Here is a 23607-nt window from a genome sequence, read left to right as displayed (position 1 = left end):
TTTCGCGTGAGAGCGGTCTCCACCGGCCTCCATGAGCGACTTCTCATCCTCATCTAATCTTGTTCTAATGGTTCGCCTGCACATTATTATGTGTGCGTTTCGAAGCACAAGGGAATTGGCACCGCGAGGTTGCGTATGCGCGTGAAGCAAATTCTGATCTTGGCTCCGACCCTTGTCAGCCTCTTCTTACTCCAGTCTTACTTTTGGGTACCCACCTTTGAGGACCAGGTGAAGGGGGACCCCGGACGCCTCACACGATATATTCAAACCTCCATCGGTGATGCATCCATCCTGAATCCCACCCTCGCCGCGGATTCGGCCAGCAGCGACATTAATAGCCTTGTCTTCGAGGGATTGATCGATCGGAACCTCGACCTCGCCTTCCGCGGCCGGCTCGCCGAGTCGTGGGACATTTTCGAGGAGGCCTACCTGGTCGTGGATGACACGCAGCGCCTGCCCGACGGTAATCCAGTGACCGCCGACCGTCTCCTCCGCCATCTTGAAAAGGCACGGGCAGCTCGCGATCCTGCCCTTCGACTCGTGCAGAAGATCGAGCTGTTGCCCGGCCAATCGAAGATCGAACAGATCGAAGTGGCAATTCCGAGGCAGGAGTCGGGCAAACCGAAGAAGCGTATGGTGAAGGTGACGGTGCATCAGCCGTCCCGGGTCAAGTTCACCCTGAGCGAGGTAGACCAAGACTTCTTTGTCAAGCTCAACCGCTTGCTGGGTGGCTACGGGGACCGGATCGACCCTTCCCGCTTTGTCGAGGCGGCTGAGCCGGTCATCACCCGGGAGCGGACCGCCGCACTCGTCCCGGCAACCGAGCACAACCCGGTCGTCCTATTTCGGCTGCGGAAGGGCGTGCTCTTTCAGGACGGGCACGAGTTCGACTCGGGCGACGTGAAGTTTACCTATCAGGCGATCATGGCTCCGGAAAACCTCTCACCCCGGGTTCCGGACTTCGAGCCGGTCAAGGCAGTGGAGCCGCTCGGCCGGTACACCGTCAAGATCATCTACAAACGGCTCTTCGAGCCGGGGTTCGGGAGCTGGGGTATGGGGATACTGCCGGAGCACCTGCTGAACCGGGAGCGTCTCAAGGCAGAGGCAATCCGCCTTGGCCGAGATCCCAAGACCTATTCCATCCGCGATTCCGCGTTCAATAGAGCACCGATCGGGACGGGCCCCTTTCGATTCGCCGAGTGGAAGACCGACCAGTTTATCCGCCTGAGGCGTTTTCGAGATTACTGGGAGGGCTCACCAAACCTTCGCGAGTATCTGTACCGGGTCATTCCCGATCTGCTGACGGCCGAGCTGACCTTCTATGCGGGCACGAGCGATGCCTACGGCGCGCAGCCGCATCAGGTGGAGCGGTTGAAGCACGATCCGCGCTTCCAGAACTTCTCGCGGCTCGGGTTAGGTTACACGTACATTGGCTACAACATGCGGCGACCGATCTTCCAGGATGTCCGCGTGCGGAAGGCGTTGGGCATGGCGATCAACGTCCAAGAGATCATTGACTATGTTCTTTACGGCCAGGCGGAGCGGACCACCGGTCCCTATCCAAAGCAGACCGAGTTCTACAACCCAGCAGTGAAGCCACTCCCCTACGACCCTGAGGGGGCACTCCGTCTTCTCGCCGAGGCCGGGTGGACCCGGAACGCCGAAGGATGGCTCGAAAAGGATGGAAAGCGCTTGGCCTTTACCTTGATCACCAATTTGGGTAATGAGGTCCGGAAGGCCGTGATGGTGGTTGCCCAGAACGCGTGGCGCCGCCTGGGAATCAAAGTGGAGACCCTCATCATGGAGTGGGCGGTGTTCATCAACGAGCGAGTGGACAAGGGGGATTTCGACGCCCTGATTCTCGGCTGGTCCATGGGGCTGGATGCAGATCTCTACCAGATCTTTCACTCGAGCCAGATGGGGCACTTCCAGCTCAATTTCGTCGGGTATTCCAATCCGGAGGCGGATGCCTTAATGATCCGCATCCGCCAGGAGTATAACCGTGCGCGGCAGGTCGAAATGGCGAGACGTTTGCACGAGCTGATCGCCCAGGACCAGCCCTACACGTTCCTCTTCGTCGGCAAGGGCCTCACCCTTCTCGACCGGAAACTCGTTCGGATGGTCCGGGATCCCGAGGGGACGCCCCAATACCTGCCGATTGTTGCCGATAAGCTGGGTCGAATCAACTTCCATTTCAACCAGTGGGTAAAGACCTCAGAACCCGTGCTCGCGGCCTATTGAGGTAAAATGCTCTCCGCGCTGCTCCGCATTGGGTGGAAGAAACTTTGGACCCTCTTCTTTGTCTCGGTGATCTCGTTCGCCGTCATCCATCTCGCCCCGGGACAACCGAGCCAGATCGATCCCCTGAACCCGCGGTTTACCCGTGAGCAGCTTGAGCGCTATCGGAAGGCGTTTGACCTCGACAAGCCACTTTACGTTCAATACGTCCTGTTCTATCGCAAGCTCTTTACCGGAGAACTGCGTGCCTTCAAAGACAGCCAGCCGGTCTTGCCAAAGATCATCGAACGGTTCTGGAACAGTTTCCCTCTCTTCCTGGTCGGGACGGTCCTCATCTGGTGCTATGCCTTTCCACTGGGGATCGCTAGCGCCATCCGTCGGAACTCGCTCTTTGACAAGGTCACGACCGTCATCGTCTTCGCGCTGATTTCTGTACCGGGGTTTTACCTTGCATATCTCCTCATTATCTTCGTCGTCCAGACTTTCCACGTGGATGTGATCGGACTGAGAACGTTTGGACGCGAGGGAGTCGCGGCCCCTTTGCGCCTCATGGATCGGACGTGGCACCTGGTCCTGCCGTCGGTCCTCGGGGCGACCGCGGGGATTGCCGTCCTGTCGCGGTATGTGCGTTCGCAGATGCTCGAGGTCATCAACTCGGACTACGTGCGGACCGCCAGGGCCAAAGGGTTGAGTGAGGATACCGTCCTCTATAAGCACGCCCTGCGCAATGCCCTGCTCCCCTTCGTGACGATGCTTGGTCTGCTGGTCCCGGCACTGATCGGCGGCAGTGTGATTATTGAGACAATCTTTGCATGGCCGGGGATCGGGCGATTAGGCTACGAGGCGATCCTGAGCCGCGACTACCCGATCGTGATTAGCCTGAATTTCATCGCGGCGGTCTTGACCCTGCTGGGGACGTTGCTCTCGGACGTGCTCTACATGGTGGCGGACCCACGGATCCGGCTGGAGGCCGAGTAACGATGGCGACGTGGACAGAGTCACGACCCTCGGAGGTGACGGTCTCCCCCTCCCGCCTCGCCTGGCGATTCTTTCTCCGGAACCGGACTGCCGTGGCAGGCATGCTGGCCTGCGTCGTCTTTTTCGTCGTGGCCGTCCTGGGTCTGCTTCTGACGAAGGGGGAAAGCCCGGTTCTCGACCCCCGGCAGGTGAGGCTCGCGGACAAGTTCAAGCCCCCACTGTCGCTACCCAACCCCCAGGCAGTCCCCGCAGAGGACTTGCCACGCCTCGGCATCTATCTGCTTGGCACGGATGATCTTGGACGCGATGTCTTTGCCCGCATGCTCGAGGGGGCGTTCGTCTCTCTCTTGGTCGGCTTCGTGGCTGTCGGCATTGCGGTCGCCATCGGGATCACCCTGGGAGGCATCGCTGGGTACTACGGTCGCGTGCGGATCGGAATCGGGGCTCTCCGGCTGATGACTTGGGACACCCTGATTGCCGGTCTCATTGATGTGTTCCTTTCTTTCCCATCGTTCTTCCTAATTCTAACAGTTGTGGCCGTCCTGAAGCCGTCGATATGGAATATTATGGTCGTGATCGGTATCACCAGTTGGACCGGAACGGCGCGCTTCGTCCGCGCCGAGATCCTGGCGCTGCGCGAGCAGGACTTTATCCAGGCGGCGCATGCGCTCGGGGTCCCGGGTCCCCAGATCATCCTCCGCCACCTCATCCCGAATGCCATCGCCCCGGTCCTAGTCTCGGCCACCCTGGGGATCGCCTATGCGATCCTGACCGAGGCAGGCCTCTCCTTCCTCGGGTTCGGTGTTCCGCCCCCGGACGCGACGTGGGGGAATATCCTCGCAGACGGGAAGAATTTTCTGTTCGATGCCTCGTGGCTCACCATTATCCCCGGCACGGCGATCCTGATTGTCGTGCTCGCCTTCAACCTCTTCGGGGAGGGGCTCAGGGAGGCCTTCAATCCCAAGCTTCGACAGCTGTAGACTCAACACACTGAGGTAGCGTCAGCTTGACGGAGGTTAGCCCGGGGTCTATAGTTCGCCTTAAGGCAAGGGTACAGTAATTACCGAGAGGCAAAGGAAAATGACGGCACGCCGTGAACTTCCGATCCCACCTCACTTCCACCCAGATAAAGTGGGTCAGGTCTGGAAAGTTCCCTATGAGGAGCGGGCCCGTGAAGCTTCGAATTGGGTGAAGCAACATCACATACCGCCCGCACGCGGCGACCGATTCAAAATCTGTTTTGTAGCGATAGATATACAAAATACGTTTTGTATTCCCGGATTTGAGTTATATGTCGGTGCACGTTCAGGGACAGGAGCGGTGGACGACAATCGAAGGCTGTGCGATTTCATTTATCGAAATCTTGATGTGATTACCCAAATTTGTCCGACGATGGATACACACCAGGCGATGCAGATTTTTCATGCGATCTATCTGGTCAATGACCGTGGGGAACATCCGGCACCCTTCACCCTCGTTTCTGAAGAGGATATAAAGAACGGCCTCTGGAAATTCAACCCTGCCCTTTGTCACACTCTTCAGATCACCGAGAATTACGGGCAGCGACACCTCATCTTCTATACGCACCAACTAAAAAAGAGCGGTAAATATGACCTCACCATCTGGCCATATCATGCCATGTTGGGAGGGATCGGTCATGCCCTTGTTTCATCTGTTGAGGAAGCCATCTTCTTCCATAGCGTAGCCCGGTATAGTCAACCGGATTTCCATGTCACAGGAGACAATCCGTTTACCGAGCATTATTCCGCTTTTGGGCCTGAGGTGTTGGAAGGCCCGGAGGGAGAGCCGATCGGCCAAAAGAGCGACAAGTTTTTCGAGAAGCTCTTGCAATTTGATGCAGTCCTCATCACTGGACAGGCCAAGAGTCACTGTGTCGCTTGGACGATCGAGGACCTGTTGGAGCATGTGCTTGCCAGAGACCGGAGCTTGGTCGAGAAAGTGTATCTCTTAGAAGATTGTACGTCTCCCGTGGTTGTCCCGGGGGTCATCGATTACTCGGATCAGGCGGATGCCGCATTCCAGAGATTCGCTGATGCGGGAATGCACGTCGTCCGTTCAACCGATCCGATGGACCGATGGCCCGGCATTAAGCTTTGAGAGCGGTCCGGTCCGCCGGCTCGGGAAGGCATCCTTCGTCGGCGGAAAGTTCCGCGGGGTGCCCTGGTGATAGATTTCTATTACGTGCAAAGCGGATCAGAATGCATCAGGACGGCCACCCCCGCCTCTGCTACGCTCCGGCGGCGGGACCCCGGCCGTACGCAAGCCAGTTTCCACCTTCCTCAGGATTTCCTCCCCTCGCCGGCCTCACCGAACACCGAATACCTCATCCCTGACACCTCACACCGTTCCAGGCTGAGCACTGATAGCCAGACTGATGAAGTCGTTGACAGCATGGAGTTGACACCGTACAGTTTTTAATTATGGACACGAGCTTTAAGGTAAGCGAGCTGTTTACCTCGATCCAGGGGGAGGGAGAAGTGATGGGTATCCCTTCCCACTTCGTCCGGCTCTACCGGTGCGACCTCACGTGTAACTGGTGCGATACAAAGTACACCTGGCTGGATCAGGATCATGCAGTGGAAGAGAAGGACTACAGTTCAATGACGATGGAGGAGATACTGGGATGGTTTCGGGAGGAACCCAGGGCGCCTCTTGTTACCATCACCGGTGGCGAGCCGCTGCTTCAGCCGATCCTGCCCCTCGTCACCGCGTTCGACGCGGGGGGCTATCAAGTCGTGGTCGAGACCAATGGACTACACACGCCGGAACAGGCGTTACTCGACGTGGTACGCCACTGGGCTGTCTCACCGAAGCTCAAAAATGCGGGAATGGAGCGTGAATGGGGTTCCCTGGATTGGCTCGGCAAGACCCAGAACTTCTATCTGAAGTTTGTCATCTGCGATCCGGTCATCGATCTGCCAGAGGTCCAGGAATTTGTCGAGAGTCGTGGCCTTCCCAGCGCCAAGGTGATCCTCCAGCCAAACGGTTTGGTGTCCGAGTACAAGGCTGTCCTTTCTGGTCTGGCGGATTATGTCCGCCAGCGTGGCTTTCCCTATCGCATCCTGCCGCAACTACACCGACTCCTCTGGGGGCTCCAGCGCGGCGTCTAATTTCTCTTTCGCGGGCTGAGGGTTCAGGGAATTTCATCAACTTTCGAAGAGTCATGAGGTCTTCGGTTGACAGTTCGCCAGACTTTGCAATCCGCCCGTAGCTCTCTTGCGGGTCTTGAACCATCAACTCACTCACCTGCCGAACCACACCTTGTGCTTTGCTGAGCTTGGGGTCCACTAGTTTTCCAACGAGTGGCTCAAAAATCTTGATAAAGAAAGCAAGAATCGGATTTTCAATTTTGGCATATATGGTGAGCCGGCTCTTTACCCACTCCTGCCCATGATCGGCCCTCCCGTACTGAGACTCTTGAAAGATTACGGTCTTCCCTCGCAACGTGATCAACGCCCCCTCGGCGATTCCTTCCGCAAAGTACACCCGATGTCCTTCATCCCGGTAGAGGATTTCCATATCCCCTTCGACCCCATCCGGGTCATGTCCGTGAAACAGGTCCGGACCTACTCGCGTGATCGTGTAGTTGCCGATCGCAAGGCTTCGGGAAATCGCGGCCCCGACGTCCGGGCGGTCAAGGAGGAATTGGTGAAGAGGACGATTCAGAATCGGATGTTCGAGCGATAGGGAACGCTTGAGAGTGTGATCATTCAGGAGGGTCTCGACCTTCTGTTTCGCCCTCTCATCGAGGACCTCTATAGGGAAGGGAATTGGCGAAGTGGCTGCAAAGGCGGGTAGTGGTGCAAGGCAAGTCAAAAAAATCAGGATGACGCGCTGTGGAGCCATCACGGCGGGGACCACCTCACGACCCTTTGCCCCGGTACTGTCGCAAGAGCGATTTAACCTGATCGAGGAGCGATCGCGGATAGAGCCTGCCCGCCTGGTCCTCCCAGACCCGTTGGCTCGCCTTGAGGAGGTGATGCCGTTCTGCCGGGTCGAGGTCCACTATTTGGATACCGTTTCGCTTCAGGACGGTCAGCGCTTCCTGGTTTTCCCGTCGTGTCTTGACGACCACCTGCCGGGCATACTTCTTGGCCACATCCTTCAGGGTGATCCGCAGATCTTCTGGGATTGTCCGCCAGCGGGATCTTGAGATAAGCATCCCGCCGATCGCGCGGGTAAGCCATTGTGAGGACATATAGGAGACTTGGTTGAACCACTGGAGCGCAATGGCAGCGAGCGGCGGGGCGTAGAATGCATCAATCAGACCCGTTTGGAGGGATGGGAATACATCGGGGAGTGCGAGCGGAACAGTTGCAACCTGATAGGTCCGGAACAGGGCCTCAGCTAGCGGGTCTCCATACCAGGTCCAAAGCTTGATGCCCTTCAGGTCTTGGCGGCGACGGATTGCGTTCTGCGAGAAGATATGGACGGGGCCGGCTTCGGCGAAGGCCAGGAAGACAAATCCCCGCTTCTCGAAGGCTCGCGCAAAATTCTCTTCAAGTCGCCCGGTGACAAAGTCTGCGTCGTCTGCCCCCTCAAAAAGCAGTGGGAGTTCTAAGACGCGGACCGAGGGGAGTACGGAGCCGAGACCCACTCCGGAGAAGGCTCCACCATGGAGCTGTCCGATGCGAATCTTGCGGATAACATCGATCTCATCTCCTAGCACCCCTCCCGGATAGAAAATAAAACGGATACGCCCGCTACTCCGTTGTTGTAACTCTGCATCCATTTCCCGAAGGGTCAACATCCACGTGGAGCCCTCGGGGGCGAGCGTGGCAAATTTTATGGTGAGTGGAGCCGAACCATTGATTCGGAAGGGGCCGGCGCTTTCGAGCACTCCATGGGGGGTGAGGAATAGAAGTCCGATGAGAAGGGCCGCTATTCGACGACCTATGACCGTAAACCGACGATCGAGAAAGCGTAAAAGGCCCTTGCTTCTGTCATCGGTCGACAGGTCATTCGATGAGGACGAGGACCTGGCTTCCACCACCCGCGAGCCGCTCGCCCCGCACGGACGTCTCTCAGGATCTGCTCCCCTCGCCGGCTGCCCCATTGGCTCAAGTCTCCCGCCGTTCGTTTCCGCTCTCCTGAGATTTGCGGTCATCGGTCGTCGGTCATCGGTCGTCGTTAGGCGGTCATCGGTTTTCGCTCTACAGGAACAATTCATCTATCCTCTCCAAGAGGAGCCGGGCTCGGGCCTTGGCGACCTGATTCATCAGCTCCTGCTCTGGAAACAGATCGTCCGGGGCATCGAGGATCAGGCGGAGCTGCGTCTCGAAGAGGGCACGATCCTGAGTCTGGACCGCGAAGGGGTCGGCGATGAAAAGATGCACCAGGAGGAACTTGCCTCCGGTCAGATCCAAGGCCCTGTCGAGATGGGACTTTGCCCGAGAGGGCTCCCCCCCTAATGCTGGGGAACGCGAGGCATAGTAGACGCCGAAGAAAAGGTGGGGCCCGGCATAAAAGTACTCCTCATCCAGCTCTAAGGCGCGGCGCATCATCGCCACGGCACGGGGAAGGTCCGCCACCATCTCCGGACGGGTGCGGCTCCAGTTGATGGATCCCGCCCATCCGTAGGCTGTCCAGAACAGGGCGGGGACATCTTCCTTTTGAAAGACTTGCAGCGCCTCCCGAAAGGCGGGCAGGTCCGCGTGAAGAGCCGTGGCAAACGGCTCGTGCCGAAGTTTGAGAATGCGCAGACCGTAATTGCGGCCTCGGAGGTAGAGACGGCGGGCGCGCTCGCGATGGAGAGAAGAAAGCTGAGGATCAGTGCGGTGCGTGGCGATCTTTTTCTCGACGAACGCAAAGGTGTAGGCCTCGAAGCCTTGAGAGGCCAGCAGGAGCAATTCCTGATTGTCGGGAGAGGTCTGGAGAAAAACTTCAAGGAGCTTTAGGTTGGAGGCGAGAGCCTGCTCCGCCAGTCGGAGATCGCCCTCCCGGTAGAAAGTTACCTGGCCGTCCTGGAAGATCTCTGTTGCCGAGGAGATCGTCATTTGCTTGAGAATCGGACTGCAGGCGGAGACGACAACCGCCATGGTAATCAGGAGGAGGGAAAAGGAACCCTTCACTGGATCTCGGGGGTAAGGGTCATGACGAGGGTGGAGAGCCCGGTCCGCGATTCGTATCCGCGCATGATGTTGAACAAGACGCTCTCGGTCTCATGGCGATTTGCGGCGACGGTGACCGGCTGGCCGTTCACAACCACCGCCTCGAGACGGGACTCGACAAAGGCGATGTGGCCTTGCCCCTGATCGGTGAAGTAGCTGATCTCCGGTGTGATCTGCAGGCGGATGCGATCACCGGGGAGAATAGTGGGGATGACCCTGAAGCCCGTCGAGACGCTTCGAAAAACTGAGCCCCGCGCGATGTAACCCTGGTTCAGGCTGTACTGGTAAAACCACGGGCCATCGGGCACGCTCTCACCTATGGCAATCCTTCCCTCCTGCCCATCGGCCACCAGGAGGAAGAAGGTGGAACTGCTCCGGGAGCTTTTCCATTCGCTTTCCGGAACAATGCCTTTTTCGGGCCCGAAACCCCAGCTTCTGGAGTCGCTCTGCTGGACGACCGTGGCGGAGATCCTCACGTGCCGTGACGGGATCGGAAGGGTAGGGTTGGTCTGGGCTGGCGCTATCCTCGCCGCATAAAGCAGAATCAGACCACTCACCCCGACGAGGAGGATCCGAATGTAGCATTGCAAAGCCGTGCCGATTGATGCCCTCACGGTCCCTCAGCCAGACAGTTCGTGTTTCGTGCAGCGGAGAGGATTTCGTGCGCCGATACTCGACGAGTGACGTCCGATGACCGACGACCGTTGACCGACCACGGATGACCAAAGGCGCCTTTCGTTCCTTTACGGTCGTCGGTTATCGGATAACGGTTATCCGTTTTATTTGACCGCGATGGCGATCTCCCGGATCCCGGCATCCCGGCAGAGCCCCAGCACGGCCGTGACCGTCCCATGCTTCAAACGTCGGTCGGCCCGGACGACAGCGCTTTTCCGCTTTCCCTGAAACTCCTTGAGCCTTGTCTCCAACGCTTTCATGGTCACCAATTGACCGTCCAGGGTGATCCGCCCCCCTCTGTCCATTTCGATCTGGATCGGTTTCCGCTCCTTCTGCTCCACTTCAGCCGCCTTGGCCTCGGGCAGCTCTAGATCCAGCTTTCGCTCGACCTTAATGAACGTGGATGTGATCATGAAGAAGATGAGCAGAAGGAAGACCACGTCGATCAGGGATGTCAGATTGATCCCTGCCTGCTCCTCATCTGGCTCGCTAAACTGCATCTATAACCTCCCGCTCCTGGGAACTAGTGCCCCTCCAACTCACTCCTCCTAAGCACCGCAGGGTTCCGCCAGCCCGGATTATTCACATAGAAGTGAATAATCTGCCCTCCGGGCTTCGACTCCGCGGCTCGACTGAGCTCGCCGAAGTCCCCGCGTTTGCGGGACGTCGCTCAGGGCTAGCCTTGAGTCCCGCCGCAGCGGCGTGGACGCATTATTCACGATGACACTCCGTTCGTGAATAATGCGGGCCAGGGGCGCTGAGGGGTTGTAGGAGTGTTCCTCCCCGAGGCTCCCCTACGCCTGGGGGATGCTCAGCGAGGCGAACGCCGAGCGCCGAATCCCGCCCCGTCCCGATGGGACGAGAGTCTCTTCGGGAAAGGCGTTCGGGACTAGCGGAAGTACCGCACCAGCGCGGAATGCTAGTGAGAAATAGTTGGTGCGGCACTAGGAGGGCGGTTTAAAGCTGGGGGCGCCCTCCCAGCCCCCTCCGGGCCGAGGGGTACGTCCCCCCCTGGCGACGGGTCGGGCTGCGGCAACGACGGGCTCCCGTTCGCGGACCGTCGGGGCCACACCCTCGTGATGGATCGCGAGGTCTTCCAGGAAGTTCACGCAGACCCCCTCCATTTCGAGAACCCGCAATTCAATCTTCCGTCGGAAGTAGTGATAGAGTCCGAGGGCCGGGATCCCCACCATGAGCCCCCAGGCGGTGGTCAGGAGGGCCTCGGCAATGCCGGACGCGACAAACCCAACATTGCCCCCGCCCGAGCCGTGGAGGGCGATGGCGTCGAATGACTTAATCATCCCGAGCACTGTCCCGAAGAGTCCCAGCATCGGGGCGATACTCGCCAGGAAGGCAAGGAGCCCCAGATTCTTCTTGAGGAGGGTGGCCTCCCGCCGGCCGGCATCTTGGATCGCACGCTCGATCTCCCTCGACCCCTGGCTGAACCGGAGAAGGCCAGCCCGCACGATCCGGGAGAGGGCAATATCATGGGACTTGCAGACAGTAATAGCCTCTTGCACCTCACGGCGGTACCAGTGGCGCCGGATCTCCTCGAGGAATTGGGGGGAGACAATCTTCTTCTTCCGCAGGTTGACCGACCGCTCGAAGAGAACCGCCAGGGCCAGGATGGAGCAGAGGGTGATGAAGTGCATCACCACGCCTCCTTTTAAGTAGAGATCCAGCAGGGTGTCTCGAGAGCTCAGGACAAGTCCCTCCTGGGCGGGCGGGGATGCCTTCGGGGGAGCCTTCTCCGCCCCCCAACTTCCCGCCGGTAGTATCAGGAGCGGAAGGGCGATCACGGCGATCCGCCCCAGACGGGATACGTGCTTGTACACAGGGATTCCTCCTCTCAGCGGTCGAGCCCGATCTCCAGTTCTAGCGCCTTTTCGCGGGCCCTTTCCTCTTCTTTTTCTTTCTTCTGTTTCAGGGTTTCTTCCAGCTTCTGATTCTGTTCTTGGAGCTCTTGAAGCTCGAGCTCCAGGTCCTTGGTGTCCTGGAGCACCTCCAGCTTGAGCGACTCCTCTTGATTGTAGCGAACCTCGACCGAGGCGGACCCTTTGGTCCCGTCGGTGGCAAGGACTATAACGGCGATCCGGTTGACTCCAGAAACGAGGGGGACGGTCGCTTGAAAGCGGCCATCGGGATTGACCCGCAGATCGCTGGCCGGCTGGCCGGTGGTGGTATTGGTGACGAGGACCATATCGAGATCGGCGAAGGAGGTCTTGGGTAATACCTCGATGATGTCTGCAGGTCTCCGGAGCGGTGTGAAAGTCCCCCCGGTCACCCGAGCGATCTGCGTACAGGCGTAAGGGGCGGAAACGGCCTCGATGCCCAGGGCGAAGGTATGGATCTTGATATTTGCCTTGGCACCCACGGAGGCTGCCCGGACTGCCACTTCCATATCACCGGGGTCCATGCTATTGACGTGGCCGAAGGGTAACGTAGGGAATCCATCCGTCAGGAGGAAGGCCACCTTCCGGCTCTCTGGCCGGGGAAAACTGGTGGCCCCCGTAAGCGCGGCCAGCTCCCGCACGGCCAGACGCACCCCGGACGCCATGTCGGTTCCCCCGCTGGGACCCCGCCGGAGGGTCCGGTGTAACGCCAACCGAACTTCTTGGTAATTTACGGTGAGGGGCTGTGCCAGGATCGCATTGGGCTGATTGGTCATTCCCGAGCCCGTGAACCGGTTGTACTCACCGGCGAAGGTGACGATCCCGACCCTGGTACTCCTGGGGTCCAGCGTTTCGAGGAGCCGTTCCGCGGCCCTCACTTCGGCGGCCAGAATGGTGGTATCCCCGAACCCTCCCACGCTCTGCACGCCTGCGGGGGCCCGAGTGCTTCCCGAGGTATCCAGGATCAGCATGAGATCAAACAGGGCCGGTCGGTAATCGCGCGAGGCTCGGGCCTGTCCTCTCACCGAGACGCGGCTTGGTCCTGAAATAGTGGCCCCGTGCTGCGGGGCTTCGATGCCGACCTGCACCCGGGTGTCACCCCAGACGGAAACGGCGGTGGCGAGGCTGACGAAAAGAAAGGAAGAAAATAGGAAAACGATGACGCGTCGGCTCATGGGTTCTTCCCCTCCGACGGGACTGAGGCCAGAGGGACGTGGGGCGTGACGGAACCATCCTCGGGCAGGTCAAAGAACTCCCGCCGGACCAAGCGGCCTTTCTCGAAATACGAGATGACATCGACTGTGTTATCCCCGTTCAAGTCCTCCTCTTCTCGAAGCACGTTGCCGGTCTCCGGTTCGTAGTATGCAAAGAGATTAAAGGTGCCCTGTCCCGCGGTGTCCCGGGAAATCTTCGTGACATGGCCGGACCCATCGTACTCGGTCACACGATTCATCCGACCGTCCCCATCGGTATCCTCTGCTTTGCGGGTCTGGACGCCATTCGCATAGGTAGCAATAAACCGGGGGGGCTCGAGGCCCGGGCTGTAACGTAGCTCTTCCACCATCTCTCCCTGCGCATACACGATCACGTGGTCTCGATGGTTATCGGAGTCGCTGTCGGCCTCGGTCCGAACGATATTGCCTGCCCCGTCATAGAAGGCCCAGAGGTCCACCTTTCCGTCCCCATTCGTATCGGATTCCTTGCGGACAGCGCGGCCGGCTTCGTGGAAGGTCCAAGTATCTAGTCGGCCGTCGAGACGGCTATCCTCCTCCTGCCGGATCAGCCTCCCGGTTTCATCATAGTATCGAATGATATCCGGCCGCTTATCCCCATTGACATCTCGCTCCTTCCGGACGAGCCTCTCGCCCTGGTAGACCGGGAGGAATCCTTCGGAATCGATCGTCGGGCGAGGCTCCGTCGCTGGGATGCTGGTGAACCATGGCGTTTTCGCGGGGGCGGGGGTCCCCTGGAGTGCAGCATGCAGCTTTCGCGTCCGCTCCCGGGCGGCCGCGAGCTGCTCTTTGAGCGCCCTGCGGGCCTCTGCCGTCTCGGTGTCCTCCCCTTCGCCGGTTTGAATTTCGGGTGAAACCACTGGGGAAGGCACCTGGGTTTGCGTCGAGATAGACCCTTGGGGCTTGGGGGGGGCGGTGTTGTCGGCGAGCAGGACGAGGCCCTCTCCGGCTGATAGCGAAGTGGTCGGCGCCTGGATCGGCGCGGTCTCCCTCTCCTCCGGTGCCAGATGGTCTTCAACGAGGATGAGTCCGCTACTCGCCCCCATCCCACTTCGGGTAGCCTCTTTCTGTTTAGCCTCGATCTGCCGTTCGAGCTCTTTGTCGATCTGTTCCTGTCGGGTCATTTCGTTCTTGGCCTGTTTTTCGAACTGTGACTTCATGTGGAGTCCGCGGATAAGACCCACGACTGCCCCGACCCCTAATCCAATCGGCCCCCCCATGGCCCCCATCGCAGCCCCCATCATCATGGAGTTCATCACTGGGTCTGGTCCCGAGGAGAGCCCGGCCGAGACGTTCACGCCGCCGCTGCCACCGCTCACCCCGACCGAAGAACCACCGCGAGACCCTGTCCCCGAGGTGGCGCACCCGCCGATCAGTAGCCATACGATCGGAACAACCCAGAAGCGTTGACGCCTCATCGTGGTGTCCCCTCGCCGTTCTTAGAAGAACTTGAAGCTCTATGAGCACTCAGCTCTGAGCAGCCGGCACGAGGAACTCTTGGGGAAAAGGATTCGAGCCTCATGGCTGACCACTGATGGCCGACGGCTGACAGCTGATCGCTTACTGCTGTCCCTGCTGACTGCTGACAGCTGACTGCGGACTGCTTTGCTCTACGGTCGCCGGTTGGGGAGACACACCCGACCCCTGATCGGTCAGGACCTCCTTTGCGCTCACCCGGCCCCTCCGGAAGCGATACCGGACATCGGGTTGACCATCGAAGTTGAGGTCTTCCTCCTGGGTGATCTTCGCCCCGTTTCGATAGAAGACCCAAAGATCCGGCCTCCTGTCCCCGTTCGTGTCGACCTCCTCCCGAAGTAGCTGTTCCCCTTTGAAGTACCGAGTGAGATCCCGAATGCCGTTGGTCTTGGTAGAGATCTCCTGACGGATTGGCTTGCCGTTTTGGAACTCTGTAATCACATCCGGCTCGTTTCCGGGGTGGTTAAACTCCACCTGTCGTCGAATCTTCCCCTTTTCATAATATGCAATGATGTCCGGTTTGCCCCGTCCTTGACGGTCCTCTTCCCGCCGGATCAGAATCCCCCGTTCATAGTAATAGATGAGCGTGGGCGTGCCGATCCCCTTCGGATCTTCCTCCTGCCTGACCAGCTTTCCGTCAACGTAATGGGCCCAGACATCTGGCTTGCCATCCCGGTTGGTGTCGACCTCACGCCGGACGATTTCACCATTCCCGTCGAAGAAAGTCCAGAGGTCAATGCGACTATCGCCGTTCTTGTCCTCCTCTTGTCGAGTGAGTTTGCCTCCTTGGTAGAGGCTCACCAGGCGGGGTGTGCTCTTGCCTGCGCGAAACTCCTCCTTCCGGATGACATTGCCTTGCGGGTCATAGATCTCTCGCACGGTAATTTTGCCATCCCGATTCCCCGCCTCTTCCTTCCGCGTGAGTTTGCCCTTGGTGAAAAAGAGGAAACGGTCCGGCGTGCCATCCTGGTTTAGGTCCTGTTCCTCCCGCTCGCGCTTGTCGCCACTGTAGTAGCCCCAGAAGTCCACTTGGCCATCAAAATCGGTATCCTTCCAGGCCCGGTTCACCTGTCCTTGGGACCCGAGAAAGTACCAGATATCGGGTTTGCCGTCCCCGTTAGTATCCACCCGCTGCTTATCCAGTTTCCCCCGAAGATAAAAGGACCACACCTCCACCTTCCCGTTGAAGTCCCGGTCCTCCTCCTGTCGGTCGATCTCGCCTTTGACATAGAAGGTCCAGACATCGATCTTGCCATCGTTGTTTGTGTCGACCTCCTGGCGGGCGATTTGTCCCTCGTCGTCGTAGTGGAAGACCGCCTTCGGCTTGCGAGGCGCGGCCGAGGCCAGGGCGACCATCACCAGGAGTATCGGGAGGGAAAGTATCCATCGAGCAGGCCGCATGCATGATCCAAATTTGGCTGCATCGTTCATCATCGGATCGTCACCGTGAAGATCAGCGTCAGTGGCTGTCCGACCAGGGCTCGAAACTTCTCCGGGATCGGGGGAAAAGGCGATGCCCGGTCCATGGCATCTGCCGCGCTCGCGTTGAGCTCAGCATTGCTGGACCGGATGACCTGAATCCCACGGGCCACTCCCACCCGGTCCAGACTGAACCGAAGCGAGACCTTGTGGACGCCCCGGACCTTTTCAGGATAGCGCCAGGCCGCAAACACCCGGCGTTTGATCAGCTCGAAATATTCTGTGAAGTCCGGATCAGAAGTGTCGATGAGCTCCAAGGCCGCTCCCGGGGTTGTCTGGGGTCTTCCCGCTTTCAAAAAGCGCTCCGGGACCACGACGGGCCCGGTGGGCTGCTGAAATCCTTCGACCGTCGTCTCGCCGAGTTCTGTCGGCATAGAGGGTGTGGGGCTCACCGAGGCCGTCGGGCTGGGAGCGGGGAGTGGAGCGATTTCAGTCGGAACCTCTGCAGGTGCCGAAGGGGGTGGAGCGGTGAATGATCGAGGAACCTCTCTCGGTGGTCCCCCCGGAACGGGTTCAGCCTCAAAGGGTTTCACCGGCATCGGCAGGAGCCCCTTTTCAGGTAACACGCGTTCCGGAGAAGGGGTCTCTAGCTTTGGCGCAGTGAGCGTCTCCTTGTGGACTGTCTTAGGGAGTGGTTTGGGGACGTGCGGTTTGACCATTGCGACCTTGGGAAGGGTCTTGGGCGTAAACTTCGGCTTTGCCACTTGCTTTGGTGGAGTTGGCTTGGGTTGTGGAACGGACTTGGGTTTGGGCTTCTGCCGCGGTTTCTTCTGCGCTGTCCGTTTCTTTGCTTGGCGGAGTGGTTTCTGCTTGCGCGCACGGGCTGGCGCTTGAGCCTTGGTCTCGAGGATCCGGACGCTGATGGGGGGGCGCTCGGCTAGAGAGAGGGTCTGGGCAGCCAAGAGATAGATGAGGAGGAGAATCAGGAGATGGATCCCTACAGACATGAAAACAAAGGGATCTAAGGTGCTGCTCTCGGGCAGGCCGGGAACGGGAGGTCCTGAAAACCGGCGGCGGAACCGATTATAGGCCGAAAGGAACCGGCTCTGCTCCCAGCCGCTCAGCCACGTCTCCAGCCTCCCGGTGAGCTTCTCCCCAACGCCACCGAGGCCTTTCCATCTCTTCCCGTGCGCCACTGCAGCACTCCCTTAGTGCTTCGATTCGCAAATACGGTTACGTATTTTTGTGAATTACATTAGAGATGTTGGTCACTCAGCACTAAGTCCTGAGTAAATAAGTTCGACACAGAACTTATGAATCGAAGGACTTAGCGGAAATCACCCTCGGTAAAGTGGAGTGTCCAGCCGCTGCCTCGCGGATCCACCTGGACTGTCCGGTCGTACCGCCCAACTGTTCGGGTCCCGAACTGCGTTTCGACGTAAGCCTGGGCAATGATTCGGTGGGGCCCCAGGTCCAGGTTTTGCGGCTGGGACTGCTGGGGGTTTAACGTGATGCCCGCGGCACCATCCAAATCCTGCGGGTCGGCGTCAACGTAGATCTCGAGCTGCCATCGCGTGCCGTTGACGAACTTTCCCACGGTGGGGTCTATGGTTCCGGCAGTCGGGTTATAAGTTCCGGACCACGGCTGAGCGGCCTGCGCTGCTGCCGTGGACTGGGTGGATGTGGATGCGGCTGAAGTGGGGGGGTTGCCCGTTTCCGCCCGCTCGTTCTCGATGGCGCCACCTACCATCGCCCCGGTTAGGGCCCCGAGACCCATCCCGGCGGCAGCGGCGGTCGCAGTATTGCCTCCGGTGCCGGCTGCGATGAGTGATCCTGCTACCGCGCCCAGGGCGGCCCCGGTCAGGGCCCCCTGCTCCTGAGAGGTGAGTGGCCGGTTCGCACAGGCACTGACGAGGGCAACGGCAGCGATGAGACTCATCAATTTCCGCATCACCTTTCCCTCCTTACCGCGTTCGCCGCCCGTCTCTTGGTTTATCTTCTGAGCTGGGGTCTCATCTCCCTACCATGTTTGACGGGTTGTCGAGGGCTTTATTTCACATTCCTGTATCGCAGTGAACATCCAGAGTCCTCGGGAAATTCCCGCCGGCCCGCAGGTCCGCGGTCCCGACAATGGTGCACCTTCCTCTGACACTATTCCCATCGATGAATGGCTGTTCATGTGCATCACGGCTTCGGGGACAGAAACACCTCCCGACTCGTCTCCTGCCCGCGCATCTCTGGCCGTGGGGGCGGCAGCGTTGGCGGGGATAGAGGAGCGAGAGCATACGTGCGAGAGTCCTTGGTGCCGAAGGGGGGACTCGAACCCCCACGGGTTACCCCACACGCCCCTCAAGCGTGCGCGTCTACCAATTCCGCCACTTCGGCACGGGCTTTATTATTTTAGTTTTACAGGGGAAGATGTCAACGAGAAAATCGCCAGAAGCCATGCAAAGACAGGCTTTTGAAGGGCTTGCGGGGCCGCGGCTGTTGATCGGGGGATGCTTGCGTATTGGCCGTGCCGGAGCGGGCCTAGAGAATGCGTAATGGTCGAGGGATGGGGCTAGTGCCGCACCAACTAGCGACCGATGCCCGTTGACCGTTATCCGATGACCGTAAGGGACCAAGGGGTCCTTTTTCGGTCGTCGGTCATCGGTCCACAGTCAGTACTCGGGGGGCAGGCCCCCCTTCGGCGCTCGGCGCTTGCCTCGCTGAGCACCCCCCAGGCGTAGGGGAGCCTCGGGGAGGAACACTCCTACAACCCCTCAGTGCCCCTGGAGAAGCTCGCGGTGTTTAGGAAGAATTAGTTGGAGGGGCACTAGTCCGCTGAAAGGTTGTTGGGGCGCTCGGGTGGGGGGAGGTGTCTAGCCACTTCCCGACACAGTTCCCGCGTATCAATGGGTTTTGCGATGTAGCCGCTGCACCCGGCCTCGAGGATCCGTTCCCGATCTCCCTTCATGGCGTGGGCGGTCATGGCAACGACGATGATGTCCTTCTTCCTCGGGTCCTGCTTCAAGGTTCGGGTGAGCTCGAGTCCGTCGAGCCCGGGGAGCTGGATGTCCATGAGAATGAGATCGGGTAAGGCCTCTTTGAGGACCTGCAAGGCCTCGGCCGCCGAGTCGACGCCGCACACCTGGTATCCGCTGGACTCCAAAACATCACGGGCCAGCTCCATATTCATGGAGTCATCTTCAACGATGAGAATATTTCCCATGGCATGCTCCGTCAGTGATTCCTTCTGTAGCAATCCTTATGCCACAGCGAGAGGTGCTTCATCGCCGGATCCGGGGGGCAAATATCTGATTGACTTTTGTTCAGATCGCTGGTATGTAAAAACACCTATTTTTCGCGTGAGAGAGGGGTGAAGGACGATGTCGATTGAAGACAAACTCAAGGAGCTGCGGCGGCGGAAGGAAGCAGCGCTGGCCGGCGGAGGCCCCGAGCGGATCGAACGGCAGCACAAGGCGGGTAAACTCACCGCGCGGCAACGCATAGATCTGCTGCTCGATCCTGGCAGCTTTACCGAACTCGATATGCTGGTCACCCACCGGTGTACCGATTTCGAGATGGAGAAGCAAAAGATCCCGGGGGATGGCGTAGTCACGGGTTACGGCACCATTGATGGCAGGCAGGTCTATTTCTTTGCATACGATTTCACCAGCCTTGGCGGAACATTGAGCGTGACCAATGCGCAGAAGATCTGTAAGGTCATGGACCTCGCGGTGAAGATGGGCGTTCCCCTCATCAGCCTCAACGACTCCGGAGGGGCCAGAATTCAGGAGGGGGTCGACTCCCTGGCTGGCTATGCCGACATCTTCTTGCGGAACGTTCTGGCCTCGGGGGTCATCCCCCAGATTGCCGCGATCATGGGACCATGCGCAGGGGGGGCTGTCTATTCACCCGCCCTGATGGACTTCACCGTCATGGTGAAGGGGACGAGCTACATGTTTGTCACCGGGCCGGATGTCATCAAGACGGTCCTGCAAGAGGAGGTGACCTTCGAAGAGCTCGGAGGGGCGATGACCCACAATGCCACGTCCGGCGTAGCCCACTTCGCTGTGGATTCAGAAGAGGAAGGCGTACTCGCCATCCGGGAGCTCCTCAGTTTTCTCCCCCAGAACAACCTTGAGGAAGCGCCTCGACGGCCCACGACCGACGACCCCCACCGGATGGACGAGGCCCTGAACGCGCTTGTGCCCGACAATCCCAACAAGCCGTATGACATGAAGGAGCTGATTCGATTAGTCGTCGATGACCGCTATTTCTTCGAGGTGCAGGAGCATCTCGCTCAGAACATCCTTGTCGGATTCGCCCGGCTGGACGGCCAGACAGTGGGCATCGTCGCCAACCAGCCGATGGTGCTGGCAGGCTGCCTCGACATCAATTCATCCATCAAGGCCGCCCGGTTCATCCGCTTCTGCGACTGCTTCAACATTCCCATCATCACCTTGGAGGATGTCCCCGGGTATCTCCCAGGCACCAGCCAGGAACACGGCGGGATCATCAAGCATGGGGCAAAGCTCCTCTTCGCTTATGGCGAGGCCACGGTGCCGAAGCTCACGGTCATCGTCCGCAAGTCGTATGGGGGTGCCTATTGCGTCATGGGGTCCAAGCACATGCGGGCCGATTACAATCTGGCCTTTCCGACGGCGGAGATCGCCGTGATGGGGCCCGAGGGAGCGGTGAATATTCTCTTCCGGCGGGATTTGAGCAAGGTGACAGACGTCGAGGCCTTCCGGGCTGAACGGGTCGAGGAATTCAAGGATAAATTTGCAAATCCGTACGTGGCGGCAGAGAAAGGGTACATCGACGACGTGATCGAGCCGAAAGAGACCCGTCCGAAGCTGATTAATGCCCTGCGGTTGACGGCCACCAAACGGGACACCAATCCCCCGAAAAAGCACGGTAACATCCCGTTATAGGAGTCCGCGGTCCGAAGTCCCCGGTCCCCTGTCTCAGTTCGCCAACGGTCTCCCCTTTCTCACCGATACTCCCTCAGAGAGACTCGACGTGAAGATCGAACGGTTCGAAGATATTCAGGCTTGGCAGGAGGCAAGGAAGCTGGCAGGAATGCTGGTCCAGGTGACCCGCAGCCGCTCATTATCCCGGGACGGGGCTTTGAAGGAGCAGATCGATCGGGCTTCTATTTCGATCATGGCGAACATTGCAGAAGGCTTTGAGTCGCAATCTGACGGGGAGTTTGCTCGTTTTCTCGTTTATGCGAGGCGATCAGCCGCGGAACTTCAATCGCATCTATACTTGGCCCTAGATCGTGGCCAACTGCCGTCGCGTGATTTGCAAAAACTATACGCCAAGTTGGAAGAAATCCGAGCTCTTATCGGCGGATTCCTGGGCTACCTAGGTCGTCAAGCGGAGGCCGGAGGGAGAAGATTGCGGGCGGCAGACGGGCACGTGAGACGTAGGACTACCACTGGGCACTGGGGATAGGGGACGGGGGACGGGGGACGGGGGACTGAAGACATGTTTCGAAAGATACTCATTGCCAATCGCGGAGAGATCGCGCTGCGGGTCATCCGGGCCTGCCGGGAGATGGGGATCGGGACGGTGGCGATTTACTCCGATGCCGACCGCTCGGCGCTGCACGTGCGAAAGGCAGATGAGGCCTATTGGGTGGGTGCATCTCCCTCGGCCGAGAGTTACCTCCGGGTGGATCGGATCCTTGAGATTGCCCGGCAGAGTCAGGCTGAGGCCATCCACCCCGGCTATGGCTTTCTCGCGGAAAATCCCACCTTTGCCGAGGCCTGCGAACAGGCAGGGTTCGTCTTCATCGGCCCCTCCTCCGAAACCTTGAGACTGTGTGGATCCAAGACCGCCTCGCGCCGCCTGGCCAAGCAAGTCGGGGTGCCGACCGTGCCTGGGACCGACCAAAATCTGCGCGATGAAGAGATCCTCCCGCGGGCACAGGAGATCGGCTTTCCGCTCCTCATCAAGGCCGCAGCCGGCGGCGGGGGAAAGGGGATGCGGATTGTCGGGGAAGAGGCCGAGCTTCAGTCGGCCATTCGGGCAGCCCGCTCGGAGGGGCAATCCTCTTTCGGTGACGATGCCATCTTCGTTGAGAAGTATCTGACCCGTCCGCGGCACATCGAGATGCAGATCCTTGCCGATGCCACGGGTCACACGCTCTATCTCGGAGAGCGTGAGTGTTCCCTGCAGCGCCGGCATCAAAAGGTCGTGGAGGAGTCCCCCTCTCCCTTCATGACGCCAGACCTCAGGCGGCGGATGGGAGAGGCCGCGGTGGCTTTGGCCAAAGGTTGCCGCTACCAGAATGCGGGGACCGTGGAGTTCTTGGTCGATACCGACCGGAATTTTTATTTCTTGGAGATCAACGCCCGCCTGCAGGTGGAACATCCGGTGACCGAGCTCACCACGGGGATCGACTTGGTCAAGAGCCAGGTGCGGATCGCCGCCGGAGAGTCCCTCTCCCTGCGTCAAGAGGAGGTGCAGCCGCGGGGCCATGCGATCGAGTGCCGGATCTATGCTGAGGATCCGACCAACCGCTTTACTCCCTTTCCCGGAAGGATCACCCTCTATCGACCCCCGAGTGCGCCAGGCATCCGGAATGACAGCGGGGTCTACGAGGGATTTGAGGTGCCGATCTATTACGATCCCCTGATATCCAAGCTCGTCGCCTGGGGGAAAGATCGGCCCGAGGCCATCAGCCGGATGCGGCAGGCGTTGCAGGATTATCTCGTTGCCGGGATCAAGACCACGGTCTCTTTCCTCTTCGAGGTCATGTCGGACCCTCGGTTCGTGGAGGGAGACATGGATACTACATTCATCGACAGGTTTTTGGCGCAGCAGGAGGGCGGCGAGCCCCGCCACAAGGATGTCGCAATCGTGGCCGCCGCGATTCATGCACACATTGCCGAGCAGGAACGGAGGCCCGCAGCCCCCGTAGGCCGGGGTGTCGCTGGATCCGCGTGGACGCTCGCGGCCCGTCGCGAAGGACTGAGACGCGGCTAGCGGGGGGGTTCACGGCTCTTAGAAATTCGAATTTCGAAATTCGAAATTGGAAATGCCCTCGGTCATCGGGTATCGGGTGATGCAGTATATTGCTGAGAGTGACGGACGCGAGTATCGCATCGAGGTGGCAGAGCCGGAAGGATCCATCTTTCGGATCTCAGTGGACGGGGTCACCTGGGAGGTGGACTGCGTCAGGATCTCGGACCGATGCTACTCCCTCCTGGTGGACGGTACCTCCTACGAAGTCGACATCATCAAAGGCGTGAGTCCCTATACGGTGGGGGTGCACGGGGAGGTCCACGATGTGGAGGTGCTGACCGAACGGGAGAAGCGTATAAAGGCTATTACCCGGAAGGCGGAAGAGGGTCCGGAAGGGCGACAGGTCATCATCGCCCCGATGCCCAGCAAGGTGGTGCGGCTCTTGGTCGGTGTGGGGGACCAGGTCGGTGCCGGCGATGGCATTATTGTGGTCGAGGCCATGAAGATGGAGAATGAACTCCGCTCAGCCGGACCCGGTACCGTGCAGGAGATTCGAGTCAAGGAGGGTGAGGCGGTTGGAGGGGGGCATGCCCTCGTCGTCATCGA

General features: G+C 59.4%; 21 protein-coding genes and 1 tRNA gene. 10 read left to right on the top strand and 12 right to left on the bottom strand.

The genetic code is table 11. The features are described from left to right. Positions 1-135 precede the first annotated feature (135 nt). The 6 genes from O6929_09730 (at position 136) to O6929_09705 (ending at position 6924) form a co-directional block, all read left to right on the top strand. Positions 136-2241: an ABC transporter substrate-binding protein gene (locus O6929_09730; protein ID MCZ6480664.1), complete on the top strand. Its 2106-nt coding sequence runs from the start codon at positions 136-138 to the stop codon at positions 2239-2241. Positions 2242-2247: 6 nt separating this feature from the next. Continuing rightward, positions 2248-3216, top strand: coding sequence for an ABC transporter permease (locus O6929_09725; protein MCZ6480663.1), 969 nt, complete (start codon positions 2248-2250; stop codon positions 3214-3216). 2 nt (positions 3217-3218) lie between these two features. Continuing rightward, the gene (locus O6929_09720; protein ID MCZ6480662.1) at positions 3219-4196 is read left to right on the top strand and encodes an ABC transporter permease; all 978 of its coding nucleotides are present in this window, start codon (positions 3219-3221) and stop codon (positions 4194-4196) included. A gap of 100 nt (positions 4197-4296) precedes the next feature. Next, positions 4297-5334 carry an isochorismatase gene (locus O6929_09715; GenBank protein MCZ6480661.1) on the top strand — a complete coding sequence of 346 codons (1038 nt, stop codon included), beginning with the start codon at positions 4297-4299 and terminating at the stop codon, positions 5332-5334. A 323-nt stretch (positions 5335-5657) separates the two neighbouring features. Beyond that, complete coding sequence (locus O6929_09710; protein MCZ6480660.1) at positions 5658-6347, top strand: 7-carboxy-7-deazaguanine synthase QueE; 690 nt, start codon at positions 5658-5660, stop codon at positions 6345-6347. Positions 6348-6726: 379 nt separating this feature from the next. Continuing rightward, positions 6727-6924 carry a hypothetical protein gene (locus tag O6929_09705; protein MCZ6480659.1) on the top strand — a complete coding sequence of 66 codons (198 nt, stop codon included), beginning with the start codon at positions 6727-6729 and terminating at the stop codon, positions 6922-6924. Between the two features lie 175 nt (positions 6925-7099). Here the strand turns inward: O6929_09705 and dctP are convergent, their stop codons facing one another. From dctP to O6929_09645, 12 genes are all read right to left on the bottom strand, one after another. Continuing rightward, on the bottom strand, positions 7100-8293 hold the full coding sequence (dctP, locus tag O6929_09700; protein ID MCZ6480658.1) for a TRAP transporter substrate-binding protein DctP: 1194 nt from the start codon (positions 8291-8293) through the stop codon (positions 7100-7102). A 97-nt stretch (positions 8294-8390) separates the two neighbouring features. Further along, on the bottom strand, positions 8391-9308 hold the full coding sequence (locus O6929_09695) for a TRAP transporter TatT component family protein (GenBank protein MCZ6480657.1): 918 nt from the start codon (positions 9306-9308) through the stop codon (positions 8391-8393). Beyond that, the gene (locus O6929_09690) at positions 9305-9961 is read right to left on the bottom strand and encodes a hypothetical protein (protein MCZ6480656.1); all 657 of its coding nucleotides are present in this window, start codon (positions 9959-9961) and stop codon (positions 9305-9307) included. Before O6929_09690 ends, O6929_09695 begins: the two co-directional genes overlap by 4 nt. Before the next feature lie 165 nt (positions 9962-10126). Beyond that, positions 10127-10522 (bottom strand): biopolymer transporter ExbD, encoded by a 396-nt coding sequence (locus O6929_09685; GenBank protein MCZ6480655.1) that lies wholly within the window; start codon positions 10520-10522, stop codon positions 10127-10129. Between the two features lie 444 nt (positions 10523-10966). Continuing rightward, positions 10967-11857 carry a MotA/TolQ/ExbB proton channel family protein gene (locus O6929_09680; GenBank protein ID MCZ6480654.1) on the bottom strand — a complete coding sequence of 297 codons (891 nt, stop codon included), beginning with the start codon at positions 11855-11857 and terminating at the stop codon, positions 10967-10969. 14 nt (positions 11858-11871) lie between these two features. After that, a complete protein-coding gene (locus tag O6929_09675; GenBank protein MCZ6480653.1) occupies positions 11872-13089 on the bottom strand; it encodes a VWA domain-containing protein in 1218 nt (405 codons plus the stop codon). Continuing rightward, positions 13086-14564 carry a hypothetical protein gene (locus tag O6929_09670; protein ID MCZ6480652.1) on the bottom strand — a complete coding sequence of 493 codons (1479 nt, stop codon included), beginning with the start codon at positions 14562-14564 and terminating at the stop codon, positions 13086-13088. The genes O6929_09675 and O6929_09670 overlap by 4 nt, the downstream gene beginning before the upstream one ends. A gap of 142 nt (positions 14565-14706) precedes the next feature. After that, a complete protein-coding gene (locus O6929_09665) occupies positions 14707-16023 on the bottom strand; it encodes a hypothetical protein (protein MCZ6480651.1) in 1317 nt (438 codons plus the stop codon). Between the two features lie 29 nt (positions 16024-16052). Beyond that, complete coding sequence (locus tag O6929_09660) at positions 16053-17237, bottom strand: TonB family protein (protein ID MCZ6480650.1); 1185 nt, start codon at positions 17235-17237, stop codon at positions 16053-16055. 131 nt (positions 17238-17368) lie between these two features. Further along, positions 17369-17995 carry a hypothetical protein gene (locus tag O6929_09655; GenBank protein MCZ6480649.1) on the bottom strand — a complete coding sequence of 209 codons (627 nt, stop codon included), beginning with the start codon at positions 17993-17995 and terminating at the stop codon, positions 17369-17371. A 346-nt stretch (positions 17996-18341) separates the two neighbouring features. Beyond that, positions 18342-18426, bottom strand: a tRNA-Leu gene (locus tag O6929_09650). 430 nt (positions 18427-18856) lie between these two features. Beyond that, complete coding sequence (locus tag O6929_09645; protein ID MCZ6480648.1) at positions 18857-19252, bottom strand: response regulator; 396 nt, start codon at positions 19250-19252, stop codon at positions 18857-18859. Positions 19253-19409: 157 nt separating this feature from the next. On the opposite strand from O6929_09645, the gene O6929_09640 reads away from it, so the two are divergent. The 4 genes from O6929_09640 to O6929_09625 form a co-directional block, all read left to right on the top strand. Further along, the gene (locus O6929_09640) at positions 19410-20960 is read left to right on the top strand and encodes an acyl-CoA carboxylase subunit beta (protein ID MCZ6480647.1); all 1551 of its coding nucleotides are present in this window, start codon (positions 19410-19412) and stop codon (positions 20958-20960) included. 88 nt (positions 20961-21048) lie between these two features. After that, a complete protein-coding gene (locus tag O6929_09635) occupies positions 21049-21486 on the top strand; it encodes a four helix bundle protein (GenBank protein MCZ6480646.1) in 438 nt (145 codons plus the stop codon). Between the two features lie 33 nt (positions 21487-21519). Next, positions 21520-23022 (top strand): acetyl-CoA carboxylase biotin carboxylase subunit, encoded by a 1503-nt coding sequence (locus tag O6929_09630; GenBank protein MCZ6480645.1) that lies wholly within the window; start codon positions 21520-21522, stop codon positions 23020-23022. Between the two features lie 52 nt (positions 23023-23074). After that, positions 23075-23607, top strand: a 533-nt coding sequence (locus O6929_09625; GenBank protein MCZ6480644.1) for a hypothetical protein, incomplete at its 3' end; no start/stop codon positions are given.

Source organism: Candidatus Methylomirabilota bacterium, assembly GCA_027293415.1.
Lineage (GTDB): Bacteria > Methylomirabilota > Methylomirabilia > Methylomirabilales > CSP1-5 > CSP1-5.
This window is presented reverse-complemented; position numbering and strand designations above follow the sequence as displayed.

What these genes read in the sequence shown, in the direction of transcription:
- O6929_09685 (MCZ6480655.1), bottom strand. Translation starts at nt 10,522, where the DNA reads ATGCAGTTTAGCGAGCCAGATGAGGAGCAGGCAGGGATCAATCTGACA.
- O6929_09730 (MCZ6480664.1), top strand. Translation starts at nt 136, where the DNA reads ATGCGCGTGAAGCAAATTCTGATCTTGGCTCCGACCCTTGTCAGCCTC.
- O6929_09725 (MCZ6480663.1), top strand. Translation starts at nt 2,248, where the DNA reads ATGCTCTCCGCGCTGCTCCGCATTGGGTGGAAGAAACTTTGGACCCTC.
- dctP (MCZ6480658.1), bottom strand. Translation starts at nt 8,293, where the DNA reads ATGGGGCAGCCGGCGAGGGGAGCAGATCCTGAGAGACGTCCGTGCGGG.
- O6929_09720 (MCZ6480662.1), top strand. Translation starts at nt 3,219, where the DNA reads ATGGCGACGTGGACAGAGTCACGACCCTCGGAGGTGACGGTCTCCCCC.
- O6929_09640 (MCZ6480647.1), top strand. Translation starts at nt 19,410, where the DNA reads ATGTCGATTGAAGACAAACTCAAGGAGCTGCGGCGGCGGAAGGAAGCA.
- O6929_09665 (MCZ6480651.1), bottom strand. Translation starts at nt 16,023, where the DNA reads ATGCGGCCTGCTCGATGGATACTTTCCCTCCCGATACTCCTGGTGATG.
- O6929_09675 (MCZ6480653.1), bottom strand. Translation starts at nt 13,089, where the DNA reads ATGAGCCGACGCGTCATCGTTTTCCTATTTTCTTCCTTTCTTTTCGTC.
- O6929_09710 (MCZ6480660.1), top strand. Translation starts at nt 5,658, where the DNA reads ATGGACACGAGCTTTAAGGTAAGCGAGCTGTTTACCTCGATCCAGGGG.
- O6929_09715 (MCZ6480661.1), top strand. Translation starts at nt 4,297, where the DNA reads ATGACGGCACGCCGTGAACTTCCGATCCCACCTCACTTCCACCCAGAT.
- O6929_09645 (MCZ6480648.1), bottom strand. Translation starts at nt 19,252, where the DNA reads ATGGGAAATATTCTCATCGTTGAAGATGACTCCATGAATATGGAGCTG.
- O6929_09630 (MCZ6480645.1), top strand. Translation starts at nt 21,520, where the DNA reads ATGTTTCGAAAGATACTCATTGCCAATCGCGGAGAGATCGCGCTGCGG.
- O6929_09705 (MCZ6480659.1), top strand. Translation starts at nt 6,727, where the DNA reads ATGTCCTTCATCCCGGTAGAGGATTTCCATATCCCCTTCGACCCCATC.
- O6929_09670 (MCZ6480652.1), bottom strand. Translation starts at nt 14,564, where the DNA reads ATGAGGCGTCAACGCTTCTGGGTTGTTCCGATCGTATGGCTACTGATC.